General features: G+C 60.4%; 10 protein-coding genes and 1 pseudogene. 6 read left to right on the forward strand and 5 right to left on the reverse strand.

The window, feature by feature from the left end:
- The first annotated feature begins 123 nt into the window (after positions 1 to 123).
- Positions 124 to 366: a hypothetical protein gene (locus M3436_07870; protein MDQ3564046.1), complete on the forward strand. Its 243-nt coding sequence runs from the start codon at positions 124 to 126 to the stop codon at positions 364 to 366.
- A 307-nt stretch (positions 367 to 673) separates the two neighbouring features.
- Here M3436_07870 and M3436_07875 read toward each other — a convergent pair whose 3' ends face one another.
- A complete protein-coding gene (locus tag M3436_07875; GenBank protein ID MDQ3564047.1) occupies positions 674 to 1,522 on the reverse strand; it encodes a general secretion pathway protein GspB in 849 nt (282 codons plus the stop codon).
- 3 nt (positions 1,523 to 1,525) lie between these two features.
- Positions 1,526 to 3,226: an AAA family ATPase gene (locus M3436_07880; protein ID MDQ3564048.1), complete on the reverse strand. Its 1,701-nt coding sequence runs from the start codon at positions 3,224 to 3,226 to the stop codon at positions 1,526 to 1,528.
- 608 nt (positions 3,227 to 3,834) lie between these two features.
- Between M3436_07880 and M3436_07885 the strand changes: the two genes are divergently transcribed.
- The 3 genes from M3436_07885 (at position 3,835) to M3436_07895 (ending at position 7,366) form a co-directional block, all read left to right on the forward strand.
- Positions 3,835 to 5,331, forward strand: a complete 1,497-nt coding sequence (locus M3436_07885) for a M48 family metalloprotease (protein MDQ3564049.1) — start codon at positions 3,835 to 3,837, stop codon at positions 5,329 to 5,331.
- A gap of 91 nt (positions 5,332 to 5,422) precedes the next feature.
- The gene (locus M3436_07890; GenBank protein ID MDQ3564050.1) at positions 5,423 to 6,508 is read left to right on the forward strand and encodes a 3-deoxy-7-phosphoheptulonate synthase; all 1,086 of its coding nucleotides are present in this window, start codon (positions 5,423 to 5,425) and stop codon (positions 6,506 to 6,508) included.
- 402 nt (positions 6,509 to 6,910) lie between these two features.
- Positions 6,911 to 7,366 carry a TerB family tellurite resistance protein gene (locus M3436_07895; protein ID MDQ3564051.1) on the forward strand — a complete coding sequence of 152 codons (456 nt, stop codon included), beginning with the start codon at positions 6,911 to 6,913 and terminating at the stop codon, positions 7,364 to 7,366.
- Between the two features lie 155 nt (positions 7,367 to 7,521).
- On the opposite strand, the pseudogene M3436_07900 reads toward M3436_07895, so the two are convergent.
- Positions 7,522 to 7,749 (reverse strand): annotated as a pseudogene (locus M3436_07900) (integrase core domain-containing protein).
- Between the two features lie 368 nt (positions 7,750 to 8,117).
- Here M3436_07900 and M3436_07905 point away from each other — a divergent pair.
- A complete protein-coding gene (locus M3436_07905) occupies positions 8,118 to 9,218 on the forward strand; it encodes a hypothetical protein (protein MDQ3564052.1) in 1,101 nt (366 codons plus the stop codon).
- A 519-nt stretch (positions 9,219 to 9,737) separates the two neighbouring features.
- On the opposite strand, the gene M3436_07910 is transcribed toward M3436_07905, so the two are convergent.
- Positions 9,738 to 10,859, reverse strand: coding sequence for an MFS transporter (locus M3436_07910; protein MDQ3564053.1), 1,122 nt, complete (start codon positions 10,857 to 10,859; stop codon positions 9,738 to 9,740).
- A gap of 168 nt (positions 10,860 to 11,027) precedes the next feature.
- Between M3436_07910 and M3436_07915 the strand changes: the two genes are divergently transcribed.
- A complete protein-coding gene (locus tag M3436_07915; protein ID MDQ3564054.1) occupies positions 11,028 to 11,153 on the forward strand; it encodes a DUF4158 domain-containing protein in 126 nt (41 codons plus the stop codon).
- Between the two features lie 111 nt (positions 11,154 to 11,264).
- Here the strand turns inward: M3436_07915 and M3436_07920 are convergent.
- Positions 11,265 to 11,550 (reverse strand): YbhB/YbcL family Raf kinase inhibitor-like protein (locus M3436_07920; protein MDQ3564055.1); only part of this gene is annotated, 286 nt, incomplete at its 5' end.

The following is an 11,550-nucleotide window of genomic DNA, read 5'->3' on the forward strand; positions in this document are numbered from 1 at the left end:
ATCGACCAGATGTCACAAAGCCGACCATAAACAGACATTTAGGCACTCTATCGGCGCCACGCGATTCCACACCCGACTGCGACCAACGGGGCACAAGCACAACGCCAGTTCAACGCGGGCCCGTTGATGCCTGTCGAATGCGCTCGAGTCAAAGCAACCTTCGTCGTCGAAGGTGAGCATATCGAACGTGGTCCGAATGACGCGAATCGACTGGCGGCCAAGAAGCTCAACGACAACCTCGGCCATGCGCACCCGATGGCCGGCATCGCGGTCGCCCTCTTCAGTGACCGGATAGTGGATCTCAGCAAGCGTCCGGATCTCCGCGCAACGGAGGAAGCAAATCGCCCTGCGTCGGTGGCATCCTAACGTGCCCGAGCCTTGGGTGATTATCCCGGCGAAGATCATCCCCCGATGGTTTTCACCTTTCTATACAGTAAACTCACAAAGAAAGATGTCTCAGTCATGTTGGCACAGAGGGACGTGAGTATCTAGAACTATCGTTCGTTTTCCGGCGGGGATAAGCGATCTCAACCGGTTTGGCCTCGATAAGGTTGGGCGTACCGTCTGCTGCGCATTCGCAGGGCCAGTAGCGTAGCTGAGCGCTGCCTGTGCGCAATCCACGGGCGAGTGCATATTTCAGCACGATTAAGTCGAGCCGACGCATGCCAGCGCTTCAGGGCGAAAGCAGGAATCGCTCTCCGTCGTAACTCAGGACGACGCCTTTACGCGTGATGGTCTCGACCTTGAGTTTGCCTTCAATAACATCGCCCTCCACGTAGCGGCGGTTCTTGATGTACACCAATCGGTCCGCCGCATTCGGGGCGTAGGCCATGAGACTCACCTTCAGGTCGGGCACCGCCGCCTGCACCTCGGCTGGCATCTCAGCATAGGACGGCATTTCATCGAGCCTTGGATCCTCCGGCGGCGCTAGCACTGGCTTTTGTTCTAGCTGATCTAGCATGGCCGCCGCTGGCGGTGTGGCGATTTCTGGCTCCCCCGAAAGTTTCGCCTCGGGGGCTTTGAACGGTGTTGGCTGCGGTGGTTTAAGGTCTCCGCGCGCTTCGCGTTGCTGTTCCCGCGCCGGTGTATCGCGCGGCGCCTGCTGCCGCGCCGGGAGGGCGGTCTCCGCGCTAGGTGCGGCGGCGGCAGGCTGCGGAGGCCGAGGCTCAACAGCGGGTGGCGGCGCAACGGCCTTGGCGCTCTCCTCTTTCGCGTTTGAGCGAGCATGTGTATCGGTTGTCTTCATCTCAGGCGCGGCGCGCGCGGGTTCGGGCGGCTCGACGGATCCCGGCGCAGCATTAGCCGCGACGTCATCGGTTCTCAACCCACCATCCCAAATTTCGTGCCGCCATAAGAGTATCCCGGCGACGGTCGCATTGAGCAGCAAGGCGCCGGAAATCACCCAAGGCCACCGGCTCCGGCGCGGCGCTTTTTCTCCGAGCGCAATCGAATGTAAGGTCGGCGTCTCCCGCGCCGCGCGTTCGCGCTCGACTTTCTTTAACGCTTCGAGAATGAACGACATAGGCTAGGATTTCGGAATCGTGAGCGAAGGGTTCCCGGCCGTGCGTACGGCCGTGACTAGGTACAAAAGCGTTTCCGGCCCGATCATGCCATCGGGCGCCAGGGCGTGTCGATGCTGAAACGCAATCACGCGTTCCCTGAGCGCCTCGTCATAATGCCCCGGTTTGGCTACTTGCGCTTTCCTGCCATCCAGTTGGTCCAAGCGTTCCCGGAGCCAAAGGACGCCGGCACCTTCGACGCCGGGCGAGATCAGTCGCTCAACGCGTTCCGGGGGCCGCCACACCACCGTATAATAGCCGTTCCACAACGGCTCGATGGCCGCGCGCGGATAGATCCCGGTCTTCCGGCCGACGGTCAAGGTAACTTGATCGCCATCTAGTCCGATGACAGTAACGAACCGCGCCTCGCCTGTCTTTAAGAACAGCCCGATTACCGCGGGCAGGTCGAATGCACGCAGGCTATCCCAACCACCCCATCGGGACAGGCATTGCAGCCCGTGTTTCGGCGCCGAATTGCACGGTGCTTGCGCTACGCGGGAACTGTCGCTCACGCCCCATAACAGCAGCATGCTTGCGAGGGCGGTATCACGATCGGCGCGAATACCGGGTTCGCTGAGCCACGGCAGCGTCTCGGACAGCTTGCGCCGTGCCGCGTTTTCGCCTTTCGGGCGACTCGCGCTGTCATTTTCCGCGCCGGTTTTCTTCCGATCCGCGCGGCCGGCGATGATGCCTATGTTGGCCGGTTTGACCGCCGCGCTGGCGGGAACTTCAACACGGTTTTCGGAGACCGGCGACTTCCAGCCGGTGTCAAACGCCGGGATGAACCACCAGGCGGCGCTGCCGGCACTGGCAAGCGCCGCCGCGGCGGCTAGCCACCTCCAGCGCTTGATCTTGATCGCGGCGCCCTTGACTTCGCCCACGGCCTTGCGCGCCGTCCCCGCAGTGACGCTGCCCTGATCGCGCACGAACGCCCCGAGCAAGGCGCGATCGCAGTAGACATTGATAAGGCGTGGAAACCCTTGCGCGGCCCGGTGGATGAGACGGCGCGCGCTACGTTTAAATACCTGTCCGCCAGCACCCGCGATCGCCATGCGATGGGCGATGTAATCCGAGGTCTCCTGTCTTGAAAACGGCAGCAGGTGATAGCGGGCCGAGATCCGTTGCGCGAGTTGCCGCAGATCGCTGCGGGCGAGGATCTCGATTAGTTCCGGTTGGCCGATCAAGATGATCTGCAGAAGCTTCTTTTTTGTGGTTTCGAGGTTGGTGAGCAGCCGCACTTGCTCGAGGACTTGCGGGCTCAGGTTTTGGGCCTCATCGATGATCAGTACCGTTCGCCGTCCCTGTGCGTGCGCATCCAATGCGTGGCGATAAAGCGCATCGACGAGGAACTTTTGGGTGGCGGTTTCTCGTGAATATTCAATCCCAAACTCATCGCAGATCGTGGCCAGGAGATCGATGTCCGTGAGTCTCGGATTCAGGACAAACGCGACCTCCACTCCGTCCGGCAAGCGTTCGAGCAAGACTCGGCACAGGGTGGTTTTGCCGGTCCCGATTTCCCCGGTCAACTGTACGAAGCCGCCGCCTTCTTCCAGGCCGTAGATGAGATGCGCAAGACCTTCGCGGTGACGATCGCTCAGGTACAAATAGCGCGGATCGGGGGTCAGCGCGAAGGGCGGCTCTTGGAGATCGAAATGCGCCAGGTACATCGGGCCCCGCTCCGGGGTGGGGTAACAAAATGATAACGTATCCGGGGAAGGATACGCGAGCCAAGCGGGCGGGAGAAGAACCCATGCGCGGGGAGCACGGGTTCTAGCAGCGGGTACGCAGTGCGGGCTCCACCCTGGCCATGCACGCGCGGGGTTGTTTGGCCATGTGCACGTGATGGCGAGCGACGGGCTTCGCGCTTTCGGTACACCACTCCCTGGTGAGGCGGGGACTTTCCTCCTTAGAACCTCCTGACCACCAAGCAGATCCTTATGCTCAGCTCGATTACCGTCCTTGGTCCCTGTTTGTCTCTCACAACCGACACTTCCCGTGTCCGCGAGCTAACCTATCCGCCCCGAAATTCACCTCAAAGCCTGAGGGGACGCCAGTTCACGCGGTCCGCACCGCGTACCCGAGATCCAATGGGCAATCACCGCGCCAGGAATCCAGATTGATGGCCGGCGCTACCGGAATGGAATAGCATAAGGCAGGCTTGACGCACCGGCTTCCAAAGCGTTGGAACTTGACATACCGCCCCAAGTCTACAACGCTTTAAGGCCGATATCGGGTGGATGCTTGCGTAGTGTGTAGGAACACTCCCAAAAAACTATTGACCCTGGCCCTTTTGAGCTTGCTCGGCCCGTTTCCGGCGCTCGCTATCGAGCTTCCCGACTTTGGCGATTCCGCCTCCGCCTCGGTGTCACCGGAACAGGAGCGGCGCCTCGGGCGCGGTCTCTTCCGGCATTTACGGCGGCATGAAAGGCTCGTAATTGACCCGGAAATCGAAGCTTACGTTCAATCCTTGGGTTCGGCGCTCACCGCCCAGGTCGAAAACGCGGTGCATAACTTCGAATTTTTCTTGGTAGGCGACCCGACGCTGAACGCGTTTGCCGCCCCGGGCGGTTTTATCGGAATCCACACCGGACTGTTGTTGCACACGGAGACGGAGAGCGAGCTAGCCGCTGTGGTCGCTCATGAAATCGCGCACGTGACCCAACGCCATATGGCTCGTACCTTCGAGAAAGCCTCGCAGCTCAGCATCCCCATGGCGGCGGCGATGCTGGGCGCGATCCTGCTCGGCACTCAAAACCCGGAAGCTGGTCAGGCGGCGTTCGCGGCCATTGCCGCGGGCAACGCCCAGTATCAACTCAACTTCACGCGCTCCAATGAAGAAGAAGCCGATCGGATCGGTATGCAGATTTTGGCGCAATCGGGATTCGATCCGCGTGGAATGCCGTCCTTCTTCGAGCGTGTGCAGCGCGCGAACCGGCTCACCGATAATGCCCAGTTACCGGAATTCCTGCGGACTCACCCGGTCTCGGTGACGCGCATCGCCGACTCCAGAAATCGCGCCGAACAGTACCCAACAAAACATCACCGTGACAGCCTCGCCTTTCATCTGGTGCGGACCAAGCTCCGGCTAAGCGCACTGGGGCAACCCGCGGCGGCCGTGGCCTATTTCGAGCGGCAGCTAAAATCGGGCCTGTTTTTAAACGCCGGCGCGGCGCGCTATGGGTATGCCTTGGCGCTGACCGAAGCCGGTGACTACCGCGAAGCGCGGCGGCAGCTAAAGCAACTTCGGCACGCCGATCCCGAGCAGACCGCCTACCTTCTTGCGGCCGCGCGGCTTGCGCTCGCCGAGAAGCGGCCGCGCGCGGCGCTTTCGATCTACGGCGAGACGCTGAAACTTTACCCCAACTACCGCCCCGCGGTCCTCGGACAGGCGAAAACGCTGCTCACTTCGGGTCAAGCCGAGGAAGCCCGCCGAATGCTGCGCAGCTACGCCTTAAGCCACGAGGTGGATGCCGCCTACTATGGGATCTTGGCGGAAGCGGAAGGAAAACTCGGGGCGGAAGTCGAAGCACAGATAGCGCTAGGAGAACAAAGTTACCTGGCCGGTGAGACTCACCTAGCGCGTGACCAACTATGCTTTGCCCGCCGCTCCCCTTTGGTCGATCACTACCAGCGGCAACGCATCGAGGCGCGGCTCAAGAACATCCTCGGCGATCTCATCGAGGAACAGGAAGCCGAACAAGAGGGAATCGCTCTCGGGCGCATCGGACGGAGCCCCGAAGAGCTAGACCCGGCGCGTCCTTGCCCGGGATGATTTCCGCTACGATCGACCTCGCTGTTTCCGTTGGCGCGAGGCGCGCGGTACCATATGCTCAAACCAGCCACAAGCGCACTCGAACTTCACAATGATCCGATCAAGCACCGAAGACCTCCGTATCACGGAGACACGCGAGGTCCTCGCACCCGCTACGCTGCACGCTGACTTGCCCGTCACCGCCGCGGCCGCGGGCACCGTGCTAAAAGCGCGCGCGGCGATCCAGGCCTTACTCGACGAACGCGACGACCGGCTGCTTGTCATTACGGGACCCTGTTCGATCCATGATCCCGACGCCGCGCGTGACTACGCTACAGGTCTCAGACGCGCGCTGAAAACCTGCGCCGAAGACCTTTTGATCGTGATGCGCGTCTATTTTGAGAAACCGCGGACTACCGTGGGTTGGAAGGGTTTGATCAACGATCCAAAGCTCGACGGGAGCTTTCGGATCAACGACGGCTTGCATATCGCCCGGCGGCTGCTGCTGGATCTGGCCGAAATGGGGGTACCTGCCGGCACCGAATTTCTCGATCCGATCAGCCCGCAGTACTACGCCGATCTGATCGCCTGGGGCGCTATCGGCGCGCGCACTACCGAAAGCCAGGTGCACCGCGAGCTGGCCTCGGGATTGTCCTGCCCCATCGGCTTCAAGAACGCGACCGATGGGGGACTACAGATCGCGGTGGACGCGATCATCTCGGCGCGGAATCCGCACCATTTCTTGGGCGTGACCAAAGGCGGGCATGCGGCCATTCTCTCCACGACGGGCAATCCCGATGGGCATATCATCCTGCGTGGAGGCCAACGCCAGCCGAACTACGATGCGGGGAGCGTTGATGCTGCCGCGGCATTGTTGGCGAAAGCAGGCTTACCGGCGCGCATCATGATCGATTGTAGCCACGCGAACAGCGCCAAGAACCACGAGCGCCAGGTACAGGTCGGTCACGAGATCTGTACCCAGATCGCGGCGGGAGATCGGCGGATTTTGGGGCTGATGATCGAGAGCCATCTGGTAGCGGGGCGTCAGGATCAGGCGCCAGGCCGTCCACTGGTCTATGGTCAGAGCATCACGGACGCCTGCATCAGTTGGACCCAAACCGAGGCGCTCCTCGGCGATCTGGCCGCGGCGGCGCGCCAGCGGCGCGATCGCACGGGCGAGGCGCGCTCGGCCGTTTGATCGACACGCACTCACTCGCACCTTGCATCGAGGACTCAGACATTTACGCTTCGTAGCCATAGCTCCAGCACCAATACGGCATTCGGGGATATTAGATCGGGAACTCCTTTATCTCGATACGCTAAATGGGAACTAGCACGCACTTTCCGATACCCCTTTCTTCATTCCGAGAGCGCGTACTCCACCGCCGCAATCGCCTGGCGCTTTCCTAACGTGATGGTGCGGTCAATGAATCTGCCGCCTTTCTCGACAACTGATCATGTATTCAGGCAATGACTGCGATTGGATCTCGTTGAGAGGCCCCTCGTCGCCTCGGTTCAGGAATATCCTCATGTTGAAAACGACGCGATCGCCCTTTCGGGCGGTCTTTCCCCGCTATAACCCTCCTGGATTTAAAGCGACATGCTAGCTTCCCTAACCGAGTGGTTTAGGTCTTGTTTGGTTACGCAATTAGAAACGAACAAAGCGCACGCGCTGAACTTGGCGACCGCGGCATTGTTGGTCGAAATCAGCAGAGCAGATAATCATGTGTCGGACTGCGAGCGGGCGGCCATCATTGAAGCGATGAGAAAGAGCTTTGGGCTTGACGAATTGGAGGCCCAAGAGCTAGTGCAGCTTGCCGATCGTGCCGCTGATCAAGCCGTCTCCTTAACGGAATTTACCCGTTTACTCAATCAGAACCTTACCCAGGAGGATCGCGTGAGCATAGTACAGTCCCTGTGGCAGGTCGCGAACGCGGACATCGAAATCGATAAGTACGAGGAGTATTACGTACGCAAGATTGCCGATCTTCTGCACGTCTCACACAGTGATTTCATTCGCACCAAATTGCGCGTGGTTGAGGACAAAGCGAACTGATTGCAATGTCCGAACGGATCATCGGTCATGAAATAGCAGAGACAGCACTGCAATGAAAGGGCTAACTTTGTCCTGGAGTTACCCCCGTTCCATGGACGGTTTACGGCTTGGGAGTCGAGCCTGGGATGCAGCGGTCGCGTGCGTGTCGGGCATATCCTCCTCTCGTAGTTGACGGGTGACAAGTAGCCGATGGACGAATGCCGGCGATGCGGGTTGTACCAGCCCTCGATGAACTCGAAGATGGCCATACTCGCCTCGGCCTGGCTCTCGAAGGGCCGGCGATCCAGCAGCTCGCATTCCAGCGTGGCGAAGAAGCTCTCGTACATGGCGTTATCGAAGCAGTCGCCCACTGATCCCATGGAGGGCCGTACGCCGGCCTCCCTGTAGCGTGCTCAGCACAAATACGCACACGCGATTTTGCTATCCGCCTACAAGGCTGAAAAGCCTTGAAAAGGGTCGCGGGGTATCCTTCGGGCCCTGCGTGGGGATTATCCGATCCGTTAGCGCGAGCAACCCGGCGGTGACCGAAACTTTGTGACGGTAGCTTGTCAGCACAGAGATCTTCCTGCCAACGAAGACTGCCACGAGATCACGCATCAAGACTGCAATGACCGACATTGTTGTGGCAGAATCAACTCGCCGGCACCCACGTACTAGCTAGGAGCAGCGCCGTGCTTCGAAAGATCCGTTTCACCAGATTGAGATTGCATCCATGAAGACTAGGATTCGAGAGCGACTGATCTGCGCCGCCGTGCTGGCGGTGGCTTTGCCAGCGACGGTGCAGGCCGCAGATGAAGCCCCGCCTGTTCAGCGGTACACATTTTCCTGGCCGCTTTCGAGCGATCCGGCTTCTGCGCCTCGCGGCGGCACGACGCGGGGACCGGAGGTCGAGCTGGATAGGGAACCTTCGAGCGCTTGGAAAGCATTGCAAGAGGCCGACCTGACTCCCGTCGCGCGCGACCGCCGCGCCATTTTGGCTATGGCGGGCGGCTACCGTGTGACCTTCGACTTCCTGGAGACCGTGGATTTCAGGCCTACGCCCACCCGCGAGCGCCCCTATCAATCCTGGGGCACCGAGTACGTCTATGTCGGGGAGGACCGCGGGAACTTCATCAGCTTGCAGCATGTGCTGGTCATGCGGATCATCGGCAAAGACGGCAAAGTTACCGAGCCGTTTGTCACCAAGCATTGGCGGCAGGACTGGTCGTATCAGGATGATACGCTGATTGAATACCTCGGCCGGGAAACTTGGCAAAAGCGCACGATTTCCAAGGGCGATGCCGCCGGATCATGGACGCAGGCGGTGTACCAGGTCGACGACTCGCCGCGCTACGAGAGTTTTGGGCGCTGGCAACATGCTGACGGCGTCTCGACGTGGATCGGCGGTCAGACCTGGCGACCCCTGCCGCGACGCGAGTGGAGCGTGCGCAAGGACTACGATCTGCTGATCGGCACCAATCGTCACACGATCACGGCTCGCGGCTGGGTACAGGAAGAGAACAATTTGAAAGCGGTGTCGAAGGCGCCCGGCGTGCTGCGTGCATCGCAGCCTTACCTCGCCCGGGAATATGGAGTCGCCCGCTACGACCGCATCAAGAACTTCGATTTCAGCGCAGGAGACCGATACTTCGAGCGGACAGGCCCCTTCTGGGACGTGGTGCGCAAAGCCTGGGAGCAGCGGTTCGCCGCCGCCGGGCGTATCACCCTGAAAGCGCCGGTCGACCAGGCAAATCTCTTCGAGCCGCTGTTCGAGCAGGCCCAAAGGCTGGCAAACGGCAAACAGATCGATTCGGCCCAACAAGCGGTCTTCATCGACAAGGCACTCGACTCCATGATCCGGCCGGATGCATAAGGGTAATTGGCCGCCAATGGCGCAATAGCCGATCACGAAAGGCGGCGAACCGATACGGCTGGACCGATAGGAATTGCAAAATGTGACTTATTTGAAACCGGGTGCAGCCCTGTGGGGTGGGTGGGGTGCTCTAACTTAGGCCACCTCGACCGCTTGTTCTACTTTCTGTATTTTTCTGGGTTTTCGGCTGGCATCCGCTGCGTCTGCCGTCCGGCACCTACTCTATCCCCGAATGCCTTATGCGACGCCGGCGTCCGTACATCGAGCTCGTGCCCAGGGCATCAACCGATGATTCAGCGCGCGTCCCAAGTCCACGGAAATCATGCCCGACGAGGTAGCTCGCTTTGGGGCACGAGAGTAGACGGATGACAGAATCGCACGAACGATTGGACCGCGCTACTATCATTTGATCGGTACCAGCGAGAAAGCGATCGATTAAGGTGTGCACCGCGCGCCTCACATCTTTTTTCTAACGACCCGCCTCAGGGTCAGCTCCTGCGAGCGCGCCCGAGTTCTTGGTTAGCGCCGTGGCGACCGCTTGGGGCGATCGATGCCATAGAACAAACCGAGGCCGCTGGCTAGCAGCAGCGCAAGACTGACGAAGGCAACGCCGTATCCCGCGAGTTCGATCACGTAACCAAAGACTGGTCCAGCGATAAGCAAGCCGAGCCAGTCGATCATCGTATAGAAGGCCATAGCCGAGCCCCGCTCGCGGGGCTCGGCGCGTTCCACGACCAGACTGAAGAGCACGGGGTAGGTGTAACCATGACCGGTTCCGCAAAGGAGTCCCGCTACCAGCAGGTGCACGGGCGTCTGTGCGGCCGACAGAACGGTGAAGCCCAGCGCATAAAAAGACATCGCAATGCCGAGCATGCGCCGTGTCCCGAGCCGATCCGGGACCCAGCCTAAGAATACGCGCAGTGCGACAGCGATCGTGGCATAGGCGATACAGAAACTGCCGACGCTACCTATATTCACGGTGGATACAAATGTCTTCAAAAACGCGAAAAGCCCCTGCAGCGAGACGAAAAACGCGACCGACGCGCACCACATCGGCAGCAGATTCCACTGGGTCGCGGCCGCGAAGATACCGCGCGACGGAAGGCTGGCGTCGCCATGCGTGATCAGCACATCGCGGAGCGGCAAACACATGATCAAGCCGACAACGGCAAAACCAAGCGCGCCGTAGAACAGCTCCCGGTAGTTGGCGTATGCCAGGATGACATCGCCAAACTGTGCGCCGAGCCCGATCGTGGTCAACCCCGCAGTGCCGAAGATAGCCAATCCGTGGGTGCGTCGCTGTGCAGGGACGAGGTCAGCACCATAAGTAAACAAGGCCGTGTACCACATAGTGTGGGCCACGCCATCGAGCAGGCGTACGCCGTACACAAACGGTCCCAGCGAGTCGATGAAGAGATAAAGCGTGATCGTGACAATAAATAGTACGCAACCGCCGAGGATCACAACGCGCCGGCCGCGTACGTCCATCAGCCGCCCTACGAGCGGCCACGCGATCACCGCACCCAACGCCTGCGCCGCCATGATGCGGCCGATTTCTGCCTCCCCCGCCCCAAGCTGTTGCAGAAAACCGGGCAGGTGTACGAACAGGAAGCCGCGAGACTGAGCATCAACGTAGCGCACGCGGCCAGCACGAATGCGCGCGTGAACAGAGGCTGCTTCATAAGTGACCTTTGCTCTACCCCTGCTTAGCTAACGTGACCTGCTGGACTGCGGGCACGGTTGTTCTATAAGTCCCAGAAGCCACCAACGACAACTCCCCGATTCAAAACCCATTAATCACCCGCGGAGGTGGCGCGTTGCTATACGCCAACGGCCGAGGACATCGCGTTGTGCAATCCGGTGACCAAGGACGATACGACGCGGCTGGGGTTTATCCTGTTGCTCAAGACCTTTCAGCCATCGAGCAGGGCGTAGCGGCGGTGATTTCATCCGTCTAGATGATGAAAAATCTGGCAGTCCCTTGGTCCCTGCCCGACGATTCTGGCTCGACGCTTTCCCTGATTCTGCCGCCTCGCCACCAAAAATCTAGTTGCGCTGGTATGTCCCGATTAGTCGCACCTGGGCGAGGATATGACCCTGCATCCTGTTTTGCAGTGCTGCCGCAGTCGGTTTGCCGAGGTCGGGCAACACGACATCGAGCGCATAGAGCTTGTGCAAGTAGCGATGGCGGCCGATCGGCGGGCAGGGGCCCCCGTAGCCGGTGCGCTTCCAGTCGTTCAACCCCTCGCGCGTGCCGGACGGCAGATCGCGCGGAGCGACCGCCTCCGGGAGCCCGGCGGCGGTCGGCGGGAGGTTGTAGAGCACCCAGTGC

It is taken from the genome of Pseudomonadota bacterium, from assembly GCA_030859565.1.
Classification (GTDB): Bacteria; Pseudomonadota; Gammaproteobacteria; order JACCXJ01; family JACCXJ01; genus USCg-Taylor.